Genomic DNA, 17,304 nt, shown 5'->3' on the forward strand with positions numbered 1-17,304 from the left:
CTTCGCCCCAGCTTGGTGAGTTTATCGGGGCGACAACTATTCTGACGCGGGGGGGCACCACGACAGTTGAGCTTCAAGCACACCGTGCAGCTCTGGTTGGCATGGCGTGCAATCCACCCAAACCCCGATCGAAAACTCAGTGTGCTGCTGGTGCTTATCGCGCAGCGACGTGTGGGACGAAGACCCGGCCGCATCGAGCCACGCGTGGTGAAGCGACGACCGAAACCCTACAAATTGCTGATGCTACCGCGGCCCGCTGCGCGGGAAATCGTTCGCGCGCAGGGTCATCCGGTGCGTGTTAAGTAAGTGCCATTCGAATCAGAACCATTTCGCCGTTCAGGTAGCAGAGTTAGTATTCGACAACTTCAACCCTGGAGGAATCCCTTATTCGGAGTGGGCGGATGACACTGGTGTGAATGATGGTATCGGTGTGGAAGTCCGGCCTGAGGAAATGACAGGAGATTTCAATGGCTGTATCCACGGAAAGTGATGAGGACGCGCATGTTCTCGCTGTGCTCGATTTGGTACGTAGAAGGCCCGGAATGTGGTTGGGTTCGCTTAGTGTTCAATCTTTAGAGAATTTTCTGTCGGGAGTTGCAGCGTCGCGCCTAGTTACTGGCGCTCCGCAAAATTTTCTCCTCAGGGACAATCCTGACTTTGGTGCTTGGATTGCTATGCGTGGACATGTTCGCTATTCCCCCGGCTGCGGTTGGGCGGAGGCAATTCAATCTAGCGCAGAATCGCCGGAGAGGGGGCTGGATATTTTTTTCGCTCACTTGGATGAGTTTGTGCGAGTGTACGAGTTGAGAGCGTAGATCAGCACGCCGGTAAATCGCTCGCGTATCGGAAAAGTCCCGCAACGAGAATGAGGACAACCACTCCTCGGAAAACTCCCGCGCTACCGTGAGATGTTTTTCGATTGATTTTCGGTGGTAAGTCTTGCCCTGTACTTGCGCATTCGGTCCAACAGAAAGCCCCGCGATTGCTGGGCTTTTTGTTGGCGTCAGTCGTCAGCGCCGTAAGCGTTAAGGTTTGGGGGGCAACTACGTGGGGAGAGGCCATAGCTCATCGGGCTGGTAGCCAGACCCCACCGTTGCCTCCAACTGGTACCAACGTACCGCCGAGGTTGCCAAGCCAATGATTCACGTTTTCATCTTTGGATACGAGACTGCGATTCAGTTGCGGAACAACAATGAGCACGGATGGGACGATGAAAGCAGCGCGTGCTTTTGCATAGAAGCGGAAAATGAACTTGAAGCGCAACGATGGGGGGAAGAGGTTGCGGAGAGGTTTTTCCAATGGCTCTATGGCGACGAAAGTGTTAGCTGGCGATCGTCAAACTATTCTCGTTTTGTAGTACCACAAACCCCGCAGAACTCGTCAGGCCTTATTACGGTTTTATGCGGACAATTTCCCGATTTCTCTGCGTTGATTGCATCGCCGTCGTAAACACAGCGCAAATCAGAACGCGCAAACCAGCCCTATGCGCAGGTCATCGAGGAAGTCGGGTTCTATTACCTGCGGCCAGGTACATGAATCCGGGGAACGGGCTTTTTACGCAGGTAGACCCGTTTGCCGGGTTTGGCAATGACCCACATAGCCTTCATAAGTACACGTACGTTGCTGCCGATCCAATCATGAACACCGACCCGTCGGGCGAGGTCACCACCCGGTTGCTGCCACCGGAGAGTGCGGATGTGAGTGTGGTATCCCCCCGCGTCAGAATAGTTATCGCCCCGATAAACTCACCAGCTGGCCGGTCGGCAGCAGCGTTTCCAACAAACGCTGTCTCAGGCTGCTTGACACGTTCCGCTTACCGCAAGCAGGGAGCCGCAGTCGCAGTCGCAGCCGCGCCGGAGTAGCTGATGTTGTTGGTTACCGTCGAGTCGGGGGCGATGACACGCACCAGGACGCTCTGGTGTCCGGGTGTCGGGTAGCAGCCGATGTTGTTGCGAACGATGGCGTTGCCGTCCGGCACGTCGCCGTTCTGGTACTCGGTGCTGCCGACGCCGATACCGGTCTGGTAGGCGGTCTGCGTGTTGAAGATGCGGTTGTCCTCGATGAGGATTCCCGGTGCCGACTGCACGGCGATGACGGTGTTGCCGCCGTTGACGAGGGTGTTGCCGCGCACGACGAAGTTCCGGAACCATTCCGCGGCGGTGCTCCCCTGGGTGATCGACATGAGCCAGCAGCCCTCGGCGGCGGCGTCCTGCTCGATGGTATTGCCTTCGATCAGGACGCCATCCATCTGGCCATGGAATGTCATGTTGCCGCCGGTACAGACGCCGTTGATCAGCGAGTTGCGAAGGTAGAGGTTGTTGCGCAGGGTGACGCTCATGCCACTGACGCCATCTGCGCCGGACAGGTAGGTTCCATGGTCGAAACCGGATCCGCTCGCGTTGTTGCCGCCGAAGGTGTTGCCTTCGATCAGCGAGTCGCGGAGCTGCCCCAGGATTCCCATGCCGCTGTTGCGCACGATCTGGTTGTTGCGGATCACGATATTGCGCAGGCTGTGCGGCGCACGTGCCTGGGCATGTATCGCGATGTAGAACCCGGTGAGTTCGCAGTCGTCGATGGTGACGTGATGCAGGTTGTGGATCAGGAAGAACGCATGCGCGCTCGATCCTTGCCCATCGAACTTGAGGCCGCGGAAGACGTAGCCGCCATCGTTGCTGGTGTTGTTGTATTCCCCGAAGTCGATCGCGCCTGAACCGATATTGGGCGCATTGAACAACGGTCGCGGGCCTTCGCCGAAGGCTTCGAAACTGAGCGGATTGGCTGCGGTGGCGAAGGAATTTTCCAGTCGCAGATTTGTCCAGTTCCACGCGCCCCCGCGGAAAAAGCGCAGGCGGGTGCCGGCCGGCAGGTTGTTGATATTCATGCCCGTCAGATCACGTTTCGGTGCTGCGATCGAACCGGGGTTGGCGTTGTTTCCCGCCACGCATCCGGGTGCCGCGCCTGCCTGACAATCACTGAAGAACAGGCTCGTTTGCTCGAAGCCGTCGCGGAAGATCGATTCGGTCGGCACCTGGCCAAGCAGTGTTCCTGGCAGCAGTGCGCAGAGCGCACATCGGATCAAAAACACCATTGTGTGGTTCATGCGAGTCCTTGGACGCTGACGGATGCGCACGCTAGCGCTCGGTCCGACAGGGTCGCAACGGCGCGGTGACAGACGTTGCGGAACGGCTGTCGAGCGGCGTCACCGCCACTTCGTTATTGGTCCGCCACGAAAGCTCGCGATCTCGTCGGAGATGTCTGCAGCGCACTGCATCTATCTGCACATCGGCTGCGTATACACCTTCCGGTTGCGCAAAGCAGGCGTTCTGTTGACGTCGCTTTCACAGGCGCATCCGGGATTTCCCTTACGCGTCGGCAACGATGCGGTGTTTCGCTGCCGCGCTTGGTTGCTGACAAGTGGCGTAATGGTAATAGTGGACAGTACGTAAAATTCGCCAACCCGAAATAAGGAGAAACACTATGCGCATACATCCGCTTGCTGCAGCGCTGTTGCTGGTCGTCTGCGGTTCTGCTGCGGCGCAGGACTGGACCGGCGGTTATGTCGGCGGCTACGCCGGCGCCATGATGGACCCGGACGATAGCGGCGACAGCGTGCAGTTCGACACGAATCTCGACGGCGGTTTCGGCGACAGCGTGAACACGGCAGCCGGCGCGAATGCGTTCTCGCCGGGCTTTTGCGATGGTGCTGCAGGAGATCGCACGCCCGCAGGTGGCTGCAGCGACAACGGCAGCGGTGGCGACTACGGCATCCGCGGCGGCTACGACTGGCAGTCCGGCAACCTCGTTTTCGGTGTGCTCGTCGAATATGGCATGGCCGACTATCGCGACGCGGTTTCCGCGTTCAGCACGACGCCGGCGTTCTACACGATGCTGCGCAAGGTCGATGACACGCTGGCCGTGCGTGGTCGTCTCGGCATGTCGTTCGGCGACGGCAACAATCTCGTCTATGGCACGGCCGGCTACGCGCGTGCGAGCGTCGATAACTATTTCTCGACCAGCAATACGGCCAATACGTTCGTCAACAGCGGCGGCAGCGACGCGGACGGCTATCAGCTCGGCGTCGGCTACGAGCGGCGCCTGACCGAGAGATTCTCGCTCGGCGTGGAATACCTGCATAGCCGGCTCGATGACGAAGATGCGCGCGTGCGTGCGCAGGGGCCGGCTCCGGCGACCAACCCGTTCATCCTCGTCAACGCCGCGGGCACGGACTTCCGTCGCAGCGACGACGAGATCAAGCTCGACAGCGTGCGCCTGACGGCCAACTTCCGCTTCTGAGCCGTACGCACAGGATCACTGCCGGGTTGCCATGATCGGCAGCCCCGCAGCGCATCGCGGCAAGTTCACGGTTTTGCGGCGCTCTTTGCGTCGATCGCGTGGAAAACGTCGACGGCGGCAGCCGACCAGACGCTCCACGCATGACCACCTTCGCGCCGCAGGACTTGCGTAGGCGGCACTACCCTCTCGAGCAGTGGCATCGCGTCGCGCAGCCGATCAGTGTCGCCGTAGGTCAGCCAGACGCGCTGCGCCTGCGCGGGTTGCGAAGTCCACGTCTGCAGATGTCGCCACAGCTCACGCTGCCAGGTGTCGGCGTTGACAGGTTGCGGCGGTCCGGGTTGCCAGCGGGCCACACCGCCGGCGTCGCGGATCTCCCGCAGCAGCGAGGTATCGCCCAGATACGGCGCGAAGAGGACGAGTCCGTCGACGGCGCCCGGAAAGGCCGCGTCGTAGAGCAGGGTGCCCATACCGCCCATCGAGGCGCCAGCCAGCCAGATCGATCGATAACCCTGCAGGCGAGCCGGCTGCATGATTTCGCTGTGCAGGCGCTGCGGCGCATCGCCGGCACGGTAATACGGCAAGGTCAGCGCGGCGAGAATCACGTCGGCGTCCGGCCAGGCCGACTGGATCGCCGCGGCGATGCCGCTGCGTTGCAGCGCGACGAGATCGTCCGCGCGTCCCGGCAGCACGACGACGAGACGCTGCGCAGTCTGTGGTGCGGCGACGTGTTGCGTCGGAATCGGTTGACGGATGTCGCCGCTCGCGGCGCAGCCGCCGAGCGCGATCAGGGCGAGGGTTGCGGCGAGAGCCTTCATGTGTGCGCCACCGGCCGGAAGCGGTAGTGCGCGACCAGCCACTCGCTGCCACCGGCATAGCCGAACAGCTCGGCGCAGGCCATCCAGAACATGCGCCAGCGCTGGAACCACAGGTCGGCGGCGGCGCCGTAGGTCTGCCGGAACAGCGGCAGCAGCGCGTCGCGCTGGCTGTCCTGCGCTTCGAGCCAATGGTTTGCCGTGCGTTCGTAGTGCTGGCCGCTGAGCAGCCAGCGCTCGTCGAGGGTCAGCGATTCCTGGAACCAGGCCAGGGTTTCCGCTGAGGGCATCAGTCCGCCGGTGAAGAAATGCCGGCCCATCCAGTTGTCGTCGCCCTGGGTCTCGAACGGATAGAGCAGGGTGCGGTGACAGAAGATGTGCACGAACAGGCAGCCGTCGCGGCGCAGCCAGCGCGAGATGCGCGCCAGCAGGGTGCGGTAGTTGCGCAGGTGTTCGAACATTTCCACCGACACGCAGCGATCGAACGCGGCCGCGCCAAGATCGAGCCGGTTCACGTCCTGGGTCAGCACGCGTACGTTGTGCAGGTTGCGCGCGGCGCAGCGTGCCTCGATGTATTCGCGCTGCGGACGCGAGTTCGATACCGCTGTGATGCGCGCATTCGGAAAGCGCTCGGCCATCCACAGCGTCAGTGAGCCCCAGCCGCAGCCGAGTTCGAGAATGTCCTGACCGTCGGCGAGAAGCGCACGTTCGGCGTACAGCGTGAGCATGGCCTCCTCGGCTTCGGCCAGGGTTTCGCTGCCGTCCGGGTAATAGCACGAGGAATACTTCAGCCGCGGCCCGAGGCAGCGCGCGAAGAACATCGGCGGCAATTCGTAATGCTGGCGATTGGCAGCGTCGGTGTGGATAGCGACCGGACTTTCGCGAAGTTGCGCGAGCAGCGCCTGGAAGCGTTGTTCCTGCCGCGCCGGGCCGCCGGCGGATTCGTCACGCAGGCGCCGCGCGCAGAGGCGGCGTATGCCCAGCCGCAGCAGCGCGTCGGGGATGAGACCCCGTTCGGCCAGGCCGAGCAGGCCGGGTGCGGCCTGCTCCGTGGGAAGTTCGAGCAAGGCGCTATCGGTGTTCATCGTCGCTCCGGGGAAACCAGGGAAACAGCATCGGCGTACGGCGCTGATAGTCGCGATAGTCCTCGCCGCGCGTGCGCAGGGACTGCGCCTCGGTATACGGGATGCCGCTGACCCAGCGCAGGAACACGTACATGACGACTGGTCCGCTCCAGGCCAGCCACGCGATCGGCGAGCCGACCGCGAGGAGTACATAAGCGAACCAATGCAACCATTCGAAAAAGTAATTCGGGTGACGCGAATAGCGCCACAGTCCGTCGCGGCAGGTGCGGCCGCGGTTCGCCGGATCGGCACGGAAGCGGTGCAACTGGGCATCGGCGATCGCCTCGCCGATGACTGCGAGCACCCACACCAGCAGTGCCGCGCCCCAGGCCAGGCTCGGGCCGTCGACGGGATTGCGTGCCACAGCGAGGAAGGGAAGCGCGAACGCGACCACGAGCAGCGCCTGGAACTGGAAGAACAGGAACCAGCGGAGCGCGCCGTCGCCCCAGAGGCTGCGCAGGTGGGCGTAGCGGCCGTCCTCGTCTTCACCGCGGACGCGCCGCCACAGATGCGCGGCCAGACGCAGTCCCCAGGCGCCGCCGAGCAGCGCGAGCGTGATACGCGGCCAGATTGCGCCATCGCCGAGTAAGGCAAGCACGATCGCCGCGCCGCCGACACCGGCGGCCCAGATCACATCGACGATGCCGGCGTTGCGTTCACGCTGCTGCCAGAACCACCCAGCCGTCTGCGCGATTGCGGCCATAAGCCAGACGATGGCCATCGCGACCGCGGCGTTCATGCGAGTCCCCGCAGGGTCGACGTTTTCATCTCAGCCTTCCAGCCGGCCGAGGCCGGTCAGGTATTCCGCGGTGCGGCAGTCGGGCCGCGCGAGCAACAGTTGTGCGACGCCGATGGAGCGTTCGAGGAAGCCGCCCTCGCAGTAGGCGAGATAGAACTCCCACAGGCGCAGGAACGGTTCGTCGAAGCCTTGCGCGAGCACCGCATCGCGCTGCTGCAGGAAGCGCTCGCGCCAGGCGTGCAAGGTTCGCGCGTAGGAGGCGCCAAAGTCCTCGAGATGAACCAATGCGAGGTCGCTGCTGCGCGATTTGGCCGCGACCAGCGCCGCAATCGACGGGATGAAGGAACCCGGGAACACATGCCGCTTGATGAAATCCACGGCGCGCAGGGCCTGGGCGTAGCGATGGTCTTCGATCGTGATGGCCTGCAGCAGCGCAAGTCCGTCAGGCCTCAGCAGCCGGCCGATGGCGGCGAAGTAGCCGGGCAGGTTGGCCGCGCCGATCGCCTCGACCATCTCGATGGAGACCAGCTTGTCGTACTGGCCGCTCAGGTCGCGGTAGTCCTGCTGCAGTACGGTGACACGATCCTGCAGACCTGCTTCGGCCACGCGTGCGGTGGCCAACGTGTACTGCTCGCGCGAGATCGTGGTGGTCGTCACGCGACAGCCGTAGCGCGACGCTGCATGCAGCGCGAAGCCGCCCCAGCCGGTGCCGATTTCCAGCACATGGTCATCCGGGCACAGGCGCAGCTTTTCGGCGATACGCTCGAGCTTGCGCAGCGAGGCTTCTTCCAGCGTGTCCTGAGCACTGGCGAAGATCGCGGAGGAATACATCAGGTCTGAGGACAGGAACAGGCGGAAGAATTCGTTGCCGAGATCGTAGTGCGCCGCAATGTTTCGGCGTGCGCCCTCACGCGAGTTCGGCCGCAGCGCCTGCCAGGCGCGCAATGCCCAGCCGCCGAGCCGCGCGAAACCGGTTTCCATGCCGTCGAGCAGCGCGCGGTTGCGGACCAGCAGTCGCACGAGGCCGACCAGATCGTCGCACTGCCAGTAGCCGTGGATATACGCTTCGCCAGCGCCGACGCTGCCGCTAGCGGCGACCGCGCGATAGAAGCCGGGTTGCGTCACGCGGATCGTGATCGGCGTTGCCGCGTGCCCGGCCTTGCCCAATCCGCTGCAGCCCAGCTCTTCGCAGCCCAGCTCATCGGCGATCCGGACCCGCCCGCCCTGCAGCGCGCGCATCTGCGCGAACAGCCGCGCGCGCAGCCAGCGATCGAGCGCGCTCCAGCTGGTGGAATAGTTCAGCGCGACGTCAGCCGGTTCGCTCATGGGTGGGATCCTCGGGGATGAGTAAAGACGGGGGTGCGCTTGAGCCACAGGCGCAAGGCTTGCCAGTGAATCGCGCCCATCACTTGCGCAGTCATCGCCGGATAGCGCCAGAGCACGCGCGCGAGCGCGGCGCCGTCGAGCGGGCGGCGCCGCAGCGACAAGGTGGCGTCGAAGTGGCGCTCGCCGCCGCGCAGCAGTTCCATGTGCACGCGCAGGTCTGCGCCGGGTGGCGTGAAGCGCCAGTGATAGTCCGCGTCCATCGCCTGGAATGGCGAGACGTGGAAAGCCTTGGCGAACGACCAGTGCAGCGCTCGGCCGTGACGCTCGGCCTGGTCGGCCGGCAGCACATAGCTGTGGCGCTCGCCCCAGGGCGTATTGGTGATCTCGGCGAGTACGAAGGCGAGCTCGCCGTCGGTTTCGAAGCCGTAGTAGAAGCTGACCGGATTGAAGGCATAGCCGGCGTAGCGCAGGTGCGCGAGCAGGCGGATCGGACCGGCGTGGTAGCGGCCCGTCACCGCGGCGACGCGTGTGCGAACGGCTTCGGCGAGAGGCAGGTCGTGTGGCGCGAGGTAGTCGCTGCGGCGGAATTCGGCGAGGTTGCGCCGGTCCACCGACCACAGCCAGCGCGACGCGAATACGCGATCGATCTCGTCGAGATCGAGATAAAGCTGCGCCATCCGGTAGCGGAACGCATGCGGATGCGCATCATGGCGCCGGTGCCGCACGGTGCCTTCGTAGACCGCGCTGGCCAGGCCGTTCGACACGGCGGACGCGCTCATGCAGCCTCCCGTAGCGCATCGTGCGGATGCCGCTGTGTCACTGGCCACTCGACGCCGAGTGCGCGCGAGACTTCGACGCCGCTGCGCAGGCCGTCTTCATGAAATCCCCAGCCCCAGTACGCGCCGGCGAACCAGGTGTGGCGCCGGCCCTGGATCTCGGCCTTTCGCGCCTGGGCCGCGACGGCCGCGTGGCTGTAGACCGGGTGCGCGTAGCGCAGGCGGCGCAGCACGCGCGCCGGATCGATCGCGTCGGTGCGGTTCAGCGTGACGATGAAAGGTTCCGGCGAATCGATGCGCTGCAGGCAATTCATCCAGTAGCTTACGCCACAGGGCGCGCCGGGGTCGGCGGGCACGCAGGTATTCCAGGCGGCCCAGGCCTTGCGCTGGGGCGGCAGCACGCTTGCATCGGTGTGCAGCACGGCCTCGTTGGGCTGGTAGGCAATCGCGCCGAGGATGTCACGCTCGCGCTCGTCCACGTCGGCGAGCAGGGCCAATGCCTGATCACTGTGGCAGGCCAGCACGGCGTGATCGAAGCGTTCGCGCCGGTCGGCCCAGACCAGCTCGACGCCCTGCGCGTCGCGGCGCAGCGATTGCACCGGCGTGGCCAGGCGCACCTCCACGGACCAGCGCGCCTGCAGCGCGTCGACGTAGGCGCGCGAGCCGCCGCAGATCACGCGCCACTCGGGCCGGCTGGTGACCTGGAGCATCTGGTGGTTGGCCATGAACTGCACGAGATAGCGCGCCGGAAAGGCGAGGATCTGCCCCGGCGGCGAGGACCACAGCGCCGAGGCCATCGGCACCAGGTGTTCGTCGCGGAACGCGCTGCCGTAACCGTGCTCGGCGAGGTAGTCGCCGAGGCTCGGCCCCGGCCCGGTCTGCCGCAGCAGCGCAGGTGCATGGTGATAGAAGCGGTAGAGATCCCGCAGCATGCCCCAGAAGCGTGGCGAAACCAGGTTGCGGCGCTGGCAGAACAATCCATCCAGCGAAGTGGCGTTGTACTGCAGACCGCTCGCGGCGTTGTGCACCGAAAAACTCATGCTCGTCGGCTGGGTCGGCACGCCGAGTTCCGCCAGGAGCTGGGTCAGCAACGGATAGTGTGCGCGGTTGTGCACAATGAATCCGCTGTCGACGGCGTATTTGCGGCCGTGCTGTTCGATCGCATGCGTATGCGTATGACCGCCCAGATAATCGTTGGCCTCGAACAGCACGACCTGGTGCCGGCGCGACAGCAGCCAGGCGCTGGCGAGTCCGGCGATCCCCGAGCCTATGACGGCGATGCGCATGCTCAGCTCCGCGCTCGCGCAAGCACCCAGGCCGGTACGGGCTTGAGGCCATGCACGAGTCCGAGCGCGGCCAGCAGGCGCAGGCCGTACCAGCTGAGGTCGACCTCCCACCAGCGAAATCCCTGCCGCGCGCTGCCTGGGAAGAAATGGTGGTTGTTGTGCCAGCCCTCGCCGAACGTCAGCAGCGCGAGCCAGACGTTGTTGCGGCTGTCGTCGGGCGTGTCGAAGCGGCGCGAACCGAAACGGTGGGCGAGGGAGTTGATCGTGACCGTGGCATGGAACAGTACGACGGTCGATACGACGAAGCCCCAGACCAGCAATTGCGCGCCGCTGGTCTGCAGGTGCGGCGCGACGTGCTGCAGCACGCTGCCGGCCGCATACAGCAACGCGGCGAGCAGCAGCGGCACGATCGTGTCGTAGCGGTCGAGCCAGCGCAGTTCGGGAAATCGGGCGAGGTCGGGCACGCGCGCGAGATCGGTGCGGAATGCGCGCGGCGTCAGGAACCAGCCCGCATGGCTCCAGAAGAAGCCGTGCTGTGCCGGCGAATGCAGGTCGTCCGGCGTATCCGCGTGGCGATGATGGTCACGATGATGCGCAGCCCACCACAGCGGTCCGCGCTGGGCGCAGGACGCCCCGATCAGCGCGAACGCGAACTGCACGGGGCGCGAAGTGCGGAAGGTCTTGTGCGAGAAGTAGCGATGATAGAACGCGGTCAGTGCGAACATGCGCACCACATACAGCGCGATCGCCACACTGACCGCCAGCGGTGAAACGCCGACCCAGATCACCGCGAAGCAGGCCAGGTGCAGGAGCACGAAGGGCAGGGCGCGCAGCCAGTCGATGTGATCGCGGTCGCCGTCGCTGTTGGCGCCGGATTCGGGCGCGGCACCGGCATCGAACCAGTGACGCACCGCCAAACCCAGGTTGGTCGTCCTGCCCGACCGCCGACTGCCGTCCATGTTCGCTCCGTTACCCAAGGGACAGGCTATGTACGTGCCGATGTGCGCTGCGGATGCAGTGAACATCTGATTGGCAGGCGGTCGAGAAAAGTGGGGGTGCTCCGGGATGGGTGTCCCGCAGATCGATCGGTGTGCCGAGGATCGATATCCCGGGAGTCGATCGCGTATCCCATTGATTCTCTACGGGCTGGGTCGGCCCCGCTTGCGCCGTACGATCGAGAAAGGGGCTTTCACCCCACTCTCGACCGTCGACTAGATCGACTGGATGCTGCCCTTGGCCACGATCGGACTGCTCGGTGCCGCATGCGGAATGCCGGACTGGTCTTCCAGCGTGACCGCGAAGATCGCACCGGCGGCGACCGCGTTGCGCAGCCCGGCCGGCACGTCGATCGTATGCGCCTTGTCGTTGGACAGGAATCCGAGCGAATGCGGTGTGCCACCGACTGGAATTATCCACAATTCATTGACGCGACCCGAGCCGTCCAGCGGGGACGGCACCGGCACCATGAGGACCTTGCCGCGGGCCGCATCGACGCGTGCGATCCACGCCGCGGCGCCGTTGTCGCGCGCCAGTACGGTGACCGGGCGGGCAGCCTGTTCCTCGCCTGCGACGGTCGTGACCGCAGGTTGCGGGCGGGTGAGACCGAACGCGACGGCGGCCAATGCCGCGGCGGTCGCGAGCGCCGCGGTACGGCGCCAGAAGGCGGCGTTATCGCGAAGCGCCGGCTTGGCCGCTGCCGTACGCCAGCCAAGCCGCTGCGTGATGCGCGGCCACACCAGCGCCGAGGGTTCGACCGCTGCGACGCGAGACAGCCACGGCGCAAAGCGCTGCTCCCACTCCTCGACGCGGCGCGCCAGGGAAGCATCGTCGATCATGCGCTGCTGCACCTCGCGGCGTTCCGCCGCATCCAGTACGCCGAGCACGTATTCGGCCGCGCGCAGATCGTCTCCGGTCGGTTCGCCGGGTTCCTGTTCGGACGGACTCACGGTGGTGTTCATGATTCGAGGCAGGTCCGCAACTGCAGCAGGCCGCGCCGGATCCAGCTCTTGACCGAACCGAGCGGCGAACCGCAGCGACGGGCCAGTTCTTCATAGGTCGAGCCGTCGAAGAAGGCGCTGTTGATCAGGGTGCGGCGCTTGGGTTCGAGGCGCTGCAGGCAATCGTCGAGCCGGGTGCGTTCGGCATCCGCTTCCGCGGCGGCCGCTGGAGCGGGGGCGGGGTCTGCCGTCGTTTCGGCAAATTCGATGGGCGCATGGGCCGCCTGGGCCGGCAGGCCACGTAGGCGGTCGATGGCGCGATGGCGTGCGATCGAGGCCAGCCAGGTCATGCCGCCGGAGCGCTGGGCGTCGAATTGGCTGGCTTTGTTCCAGGCGGTGACAAAGACTTCCTGCAATACGTCCTCGGCCTCGAGCCGGTCAGGCAGTACGCGCAGGCAGGTGCCCAGCAGACGGCTGGCGGTGGAGCGGTAAAGCTGTTCGAAGGCGCTGCGGTCGCCGGCAGCGACCTTGTACAAGAGATCATCGATCGCGGCGTTGGCCGGATCGCGTAGCTGCTGCGGGTTTGAGTCCATCCGTCCCGGTTCCGTTGGTTGTGCCGCGCCAGGCGCGACATCGAGGGTACCGCCTCGGGCGAGCCTACGCACGACATTGTGCAAGTCGTGTGTTCGCCAGCGGAGTCGGCTTCGCTGCGGCGCCGTGCGTCCAGCCGCGCGATGGCTCCAGTCCCCCACAGGCCCGGTCGCCGCGAGCGTGTCGGGCGCCAGACACGCCGCCAGGCCGGGATGTAGCCGAACATTGCCGATGTGCACCAGACACCTGTCTGTGGACGGGAACGCAGAACCTTACGGCGGCGGGGACCGCTCGGATGCAGACGGGCATCGAGGTTTGCCGTTCCGTGCCGGCACGGCTCGCTCGCGGCCGAGCCGCAGGCGCCGGACGTCGCAAGCGCGGCGTCCGGCGCCGGTGGTCTCCCGCTGCGCTGACCGATGCGGCTCGGCGCCCTGTCAGCGCCGCGCGACGACGAACTCGCGCGTGTGCTCGCCGCCCTCGTCGACCAGCTCCAGCGTGGCCCGCGCCGTCGCTGGCCTTTCGACGGTCGCGGCGATGACGTGGCAGCGGTAGGCGGTCGCGCCGAAGCGGTAGACGAAGCGGAAGCCCGGCCAGTGCGCCGGCAGGCACGGTTCGATGTGCAGGCGCGCGCCTTCACGGCGCAGGCCGAGGAGCGACTCGACGATCAGGCGGTACATCCAGCCGGCCGAGCCGGTATACCAGGTCCAGCCGCCGCGGCCGGCGTGCGGGTCTACCGCATAGACGTCGGCCGCGACCACGTACGGTTCCACCTTGTACGTTTCCACACCTTCAGGCGTCTGCGCATGGCGCAGCGGATTGATCATGTCGAACAGCTCCCAGGCCTGCTGCCCGCGACCGGCCTCGATGAAGGCCATCACCGACCAGATCGCGGCGTGGGTGTACTGGCCGCCGTTTTCGCGCACGCCGGGCACATAGCCGCGGATATAGCCCGGATCCAGAGGCGCCGTGTCGAACGGCGGATCCAGCAGCTGGATCAGTCGCGTCTGCGGCCGAACCAGCCGTTCGTTGAGCGCATCCAGTGCCTGCTGCACGCGCGCGTCCGGTGCGGCGCCGGACAGGACGGCCCAGCTCTGCGCGATCGCGTCGATGCGGCATTCCTCGTTGCTGGCCGATCCCAGTGGTGTGCCGTCGTCGAAATACGCGCGCCGGTACCAGGCACCGTCCCAGCCATGCAATTCGAGATTCGCCTGCAGCGTCGCCGCCTCGCTGTCGCAGCGCGCGGCGAATGCCGCATCGCCGCGAGCGCGCGCCAGCGGTGCGAAGTCGAGCAATACGCGGTAGAGGAAAAAGCCCAGCCACACGCTTTCGCCGCGGCCGCCCTGGCCGACGTTGTTCATCCCGTCGTTCCAGTCGCCGCTGCCGATCAGGGGCAGGCCGTGTGGACCCATGCGCAGGCCGTGTTCGATCGCACGCACGCAGTGGACGTAGAGCGGCGCATGGTCGTCCCAGCGTAGCGGCAGGTCGTAGTACGACTCCTCGCCCGGCACGAGGGCGCGCCCGTCGAGGAAGGGCTGGGTCACGTCGAGTATGGCCGTGTCGCCACTGCAGCTGACGTAGCGGCAGGTCGCGAGCGGCAGCCACAGATAGTCGTCCGAGCAGCGCGTGCGCACGCCGCGGCCTGAGGGAGGGTGCCACCAGTGCTGCACGTCGCCTTCCTTGAACTGGCGCTGTGCACACAGCAGCAACTGCGCACGCAGCAGTTCCGGAGCGGCGTGGACCAGGGCCATGGCGTCCTGCAACTGATCGCGGAAACCGAACGCGCCACCGGACTGGTAGTAGCCGCTGCGTCCCCACAGCCGGCAGGCGATGACCTGGTAGATCAGCCACCCGTTGCCCAGGGCGTTGAGCGTTTCGTCCGGCGTATCCAGCTCGATCGCGCCGAGCAGGCGCGTCCACTGCGCGCGTACAGCGTCGAGCGCCTCGCGTGCGTAGCCCGGCTTGCGCAGGCGCTTGACCAGCGCGCTGGCCTCGTGCGCGCTCGTCGCGGAGCCGAGCCGGAAAATGATCTCGCGCGTCTGCCCGTCCTCGAGCTCGAACGGGATCTGGATTGCGCCGCAGGGATCCATCAGCGCGCCGACGCGGCCGGACAGGCGCGTACGTTCCAGCGCCGCGGGACGCGCCAGGCTGCCGTTGCGGCCGATGAATTCGAGGCGGTCGCCGCTGAGCGTGCGGTTGGCCTCGTCGACGTCGAAGAACGACACCCACTCGCCGAATTCCGGATGGAACGCATTGCGCGCGAGCAGTGCGCCGCTGTCGGGATCGAGCTCGGTGACGACATGCATCGCCGATTTCGCCGCCAGATCACCGAGCACCCACTCGACGTAGCCGGTGGCGGAAAGGCAGCGGCGCCGGCCAGAAACGTTGCGCAGGCGCAGCACGAAGAATTTCACCGCGGCATCGGGCGCGACGTAGATGCGCTGATCGCTCTGGATGCCGTCCTCGACATGCTCGAACACGCTGTAGCCGAAGCCATGCCGTGCGGTATACGGCGTGGCGCCGGGCGCGGGCAGTGCGGCCAGCGACCAGTAGCGGCCGCTTTCCTCGTCGCGCAGGTAGAACGCTTCGCCGCCGGCATCGCTGACCGGATCGTTCTGCCAAGGCGTCAGACGGTATTCGTGCGCGTTCTCGCGCCAGCTGTAGCCCATGCCGCTTTCCGACACGATGCAGCCGAAGCCGGGATTGGCGATCACGTTGATCCAGGGCGCCGGCGTCGATTCGCCTGGCGCACTCGTGATGACGTATTCGCGGCCGTCGGCCGAGAATCCGCCGCGGCCGTTGTCCAGGCGCAGCGGTGCCCGGGCCGGCGCGGCCGGCGGCGCGGCCGGCGGACGCGCCGTGGTGTCGGTGATGGCCAGCCGCGGCACCGCTGTCTCGGTGATTTCGCGTCGCTGCAGATGCTCGGCTAGGCTGCCCTTCTTGTCGCTGAGTACGATGCGCGCGATCGCCAGCAGCAGCATGCGGTCCTCGTGCGGGATCTGCTCTGCGGCGCGCACGAAAATCCCGCCGGGCCGTTCGAGCAGATTCGCGTCGACGCTCGCGGCGATCATGCCCATGAGCACGTCATGCAGGTCCTGTCGGTAGCCGCCGCGTTCCTCGTTCCAGATCACGAGGTCGACGGCCAGGCCCTTGAGGCGCCAGTAGGCATGCGCCTGGATCGCGTCGCGGGCCAGACCCATGTTGTCGCCGCCGCTGACTTGCAGCAGCAGGATCGGCAGGTCGCCGGAGATCGCATAGGCCCACAGGCCGGGCTGGCCGCGCCGGTTGCGCAGCACGAGCTGCGCCTCGGCACGCAGCGAGGCGTGGCTGTAGAGCATGCGGCCGGCCAGGCGCGCGTAGGTCTGCGCCTCCGCTTCGCTGATGTTGATCTGGCGCAGCGACACCTGGCTGTGGGTCCAGGCCAGCTCGATCACGCGATCGGCGAGGCGTCGGTCGTGGTATTTGTCCACGAGTTGCAGGCAGCCTTCGCGATTCGCGGCGACCCCGATCACGAGATCGACATGGACGGTCTGCTCCGGCTGCACGTGGATCCGGTGCCGGATCGCGACGATCGGGTCGAGCACCGAGCCTTGCGTTCCCGACAGCACCGCGTGCCGATCCAGCGCCTGCGGGTCGGCAGGCGAGCGGCGCCGGCCGAGAAAGCGCGCACGATCGGTTTCGAACGAGACGCCGAGGCTCTCGCCCTTGTGCACGGCGGCGAGATGAAACATCCATGGCGTCGTGTCGTGCGCGTCGCGTGGCCGGCGCGAGCACAGGATCGCGTCGCGCGAGGCGACGATCTCGGTCTGTACGAACAGCTTGCTGAAGGCCGGATGCAGGCTGTCGCTGATCGCCGGCGCGAGCACGACCTCGGCGTAACTGGTCAGTTCGATCGTGCGGGCGGTCGGGCCGCGGTTGGTGATACGGGTGCGGCGCAGTTCGATGTCGTCCTCGGGCGACACGACGATTTCGGTATGCGTCTCCCAGCCGTCCAGGCGGCGGCGGAACTGCACGCGCGCCTCGGTGAATACGGCTTCGTAGTCTTCGTCAGCCTTCAGCGTCGGCTGGAACGCGGTCGACCAGACGCGGCCGCTGTCAGGATCGCGCAGATAGCAGAAGCTGCCCCACGCATCGCGGGTCGGGTCCTCGCGCCAGCGCGTCAGCGCCACATCGCGCCAGCGGCTGTAGCCGCCGCCGGCGCTGCTGAGCATGACGTGGTAGCGGCCGTTGGACAGCAGCTGCACCGCGGGTGCGGCCGGGTCGGGGCGATTGAACGCGCGCAGCGGAACGGCGATGGCCTCGCTCGCATTGCGTGCGTCGACGAGTTGCGGATCGCTGGCCGGCTGGCCGGCGGCGCGCGGCACGCGCTCCTGCAACAGCAGCAGCGCGGACTGGACTTGCGGGTCGGCCTCGAAGCGGCGCT

Annotated in this window: 11 protein-coding genes and 1 pseudogene; 1 reads left to right on the forward strand and 11 read right to left on the reverse strand. The window is 66.0% G+C overall.

Annotation, left to right across the window (positions count from 1 at the left end; all coding sequences use genetic code 11):
- Positions 1-1,813: 1,813 nt before the first annotated feature.
- Positions 1,814-2,881 (reverse strand): right-handed parallel beta-helix repeat-containing protein, encoded by a 1,068-nt coding sequence (locus tag RUU78_RS06755; protein WP_313914968.1) that lies wholly within the window; start codon positions 2,879-2,881, stop codon positions 1,814-1,816.
- A 596-nt stretch (positions 2,882-3,477) separates the two neighbouring features.
- Between RUU78_RS06755 and RUU78_RS06760 the strand changes: the two genes are divergently transcribed.
- Entirely contained in the window at positions 3,478-4,293 is an 816-nt protein-coding gene (locus RUU78_RS06760; protein ID WP_313914969.1) for an outer membrane beta-barrel protein, read from the forward strand.
- Positions 4,294-4,358: 65 nt separating this feature from the next.
- Here the strand turns inward: RUU78_RS06760 and RUU78_RS06765 are convergent, their stop codons facing one another.
- From RUU78_RS06765 to RUU78_RS06810, 10 genes and pseudogenes are all read right to left on the reverse strand, one after another.
- A complete protein-coding gene (locus RUU78_RS06765) occupies positions 4,359-5,108 on the reverse strand; it encodes an alpha/beta hydrolase-fold protein (RefSeq protein ID WP_313914970.1) in 750 nt (249 codons plus the stop codon).
- Entirely contained in the window at positions 5,105-6,190 is a 1,086-nt protein-coding gene (locus tag RUU78_RS06770; RefSeq protein WP_313914972.1) for a cyclopropane-fatty-acyl-phospholipid synthase family protein, read from the reverse strand. The genes RUU78_RS06765 and RUU78_RS06770 overlap by 4 nt, the downstream gene beginning before the upstream one ends.
- Positions 6,177-6,968, reverse strand: a complete 792-nt coding sequence (locus tag RUU78_RS06775; protein WP_313914973.1) for a DUF1295 domain-containing protein — start codon at positions 6,966-6,968, stop codon at positions 6,177-6,179. The genes RUU78_RS06770 and RUU78_RS06775 overlap by 14 nt, the downstream gene beginning before the upstream one ends.
- Before the next feature lie 30 nt (positions 6,969-6,998).
- Entirely contained in the window at positions 6,999-8,294 is a 1,296-nt protein-coding gene (locus RUU78_RS06780) for a cyclopropane-fatty-acyl-phospholipid synthase family protein (protein WP_313914975.1), read from the reverse strand.
- On the reverse strand, positions 8,291-9,073 hold the full coding sequence (locus RUU78_RS06785; RefSeq protein ID WP_313914977.1) for a DUF1365 domain-containing protein: 783 nt from the start codon (positions 9,071-9,073) through the stop codon (positions 8,291-8,293). Before RUU78_RS06785 ends, RUU78_RS06780 begins: the two co-directional genes overlap by 4 nt.
- Positions 9,070-10,356: an FAD-dependent oxidoreductase gene (locus RUU78_RS06790; protein WP_313914978.1), complete on the reverse strand. Its 1,287-nt coding sequence runs from the start codon at positions 10,354-10,356 to the stop codon at positions 9,070-9,072. Before RUU78_RS06790 ends, RUU78_RS06785 begins: the two co-directional genes overlap by 4 nt.
- A 2-nt stretch (positions 10,357-10,358) precedes the next feature.
- On the reverse strand, positions 10,359-11,315 hold the full coding sequence (locus RUU78_RS06795) for an acyl-CoA desaturase (protein ID WP_313914979.1): 957 nt from the start codon (positions 11,313-11,315) through the stop codon (positions 10,359-10,361).
- Between the two features lie 252 nt (positions 11,316-11,567).
- Positions 11,568-12,314 carry an anti-sigma factor gene (locus tag RUU78_RS06800; protein ID WP_313914980.1) on the reverse strand — a complete coding sequence of 249 codons (747 nt, stop codon included), beginning with the start codon at positions 12,312-12,314 and terminating at the stop codon, positions 11,568-11,570.
- Complete coding sequence (locus tag RUU78_RS06805) at positions 12,311-12,886, reverse strand: sigma-70 family RNA polymerase sigma factor (RefSeq protein ID WP_313914981.1); 576 nt, start codon at positions 12,884-12,886, stop codon at positions 12,311-12,313. Before RUU78_RS06805 ends, RUU78_RS06800 begins: the two co-directional genes overlap by 4 nt.
- Before the next feature lie 432 nt (positions 12,887-13,318).
- Positions 13,319-17,304: pseudogene (locus RUU78_RS06810) on the reverse strand (cyclic beta 1-2 glucan synthetase); the annotation flags it as partial.

Source organism: Tahibacter sp. (assembly GCF_032229445.1).
GTDB lineage: Bacteria > Pseudomonadota > Gammaproteobacteria > Xanthomonadales > Rhodanobacteraceae > Tahibacter.

Bases quoted from the DNA above. Each gene is read 5' to 3' on its own strand.
- RUU78_RS06755 (WP_313914968.1), bottom strand. From the start codon at position 2,881: ATGAATATCAACAACCTGCCGGCCGGCACCCGCCTGCGCTTTTTCCGC.
- RUU78_RS06760 (WP_313914969.1), top strand. From the start codon at position 3,478: ATGCGCATACATCCGCTTGCTGCAGCGCTGTTGCTGGTCGTCTGCGGT.
- RUU78_RS06765 (WP_313914970.1), bottom strand. From the start codon at position 5,108: ATGAAGGCTCTCGCCGCAACCCTCGCCCTGATCGCGCTCGGCGGCTGC.
- RUU78_RS06770 (WP_313914972.1), bottom strand. From the start codon at position 6,190: ATGAACACCGATAGCGCCTTGCTCGAACTTCCCACGGAGCAGGCCGCA.
- RUU78_RS06775 (WP_313914973.1), bottom strand. From the start codon at position 6,968: ATGAACGCCGCGGTCGCGATGGCCATCGTCTGGCTTATGGCCGCAATC.
- RUU78_RS06780 (WP_313914975.1), bottom strand. From the start codon at position 8,294: ATGAGCGAACCGGCTGACGTCGCGCTGAACTATTCCACCAGCTGGAGC.
- RUU78_RS06785 (WP_313914977.1), bottom strand. From the start codon at position 9,073: ATGAGCGCGTCCGCCGTGTCGAACGGCCTGGCCAGCGCGGTCTACGAA.
- RUU78_RS06790 (WP_313914978.1), bottom strand. From the start codon at position 10,356: ATGCGCATCGCCGTCATAGGCTCGGGGATCGCCGGACTCGCCAGCGCC.
- RUU78_RS06795 (WP_313914979.1), bottom strand. From the start codon at position 11,315: ATGGACGGCAGTCGGCGGTCGGGCAGGACGACCAACCTGGGTTTGGCG.
- RUU78_RS06800 (WP_313914980.1), bottom strand. From the start codon at position 12,314: ATGAACACCACCGTGAGTCCGTCCGAACAGGAACCCGGCGAACCGACC.
- RUU78_RS06805 (WP_313914981.1), bottom strand. From the start codon at position 12,886: ATGGACTCAAACCCGCAGCAGCTACGCGATCCGGCCAACGCCGCGATC.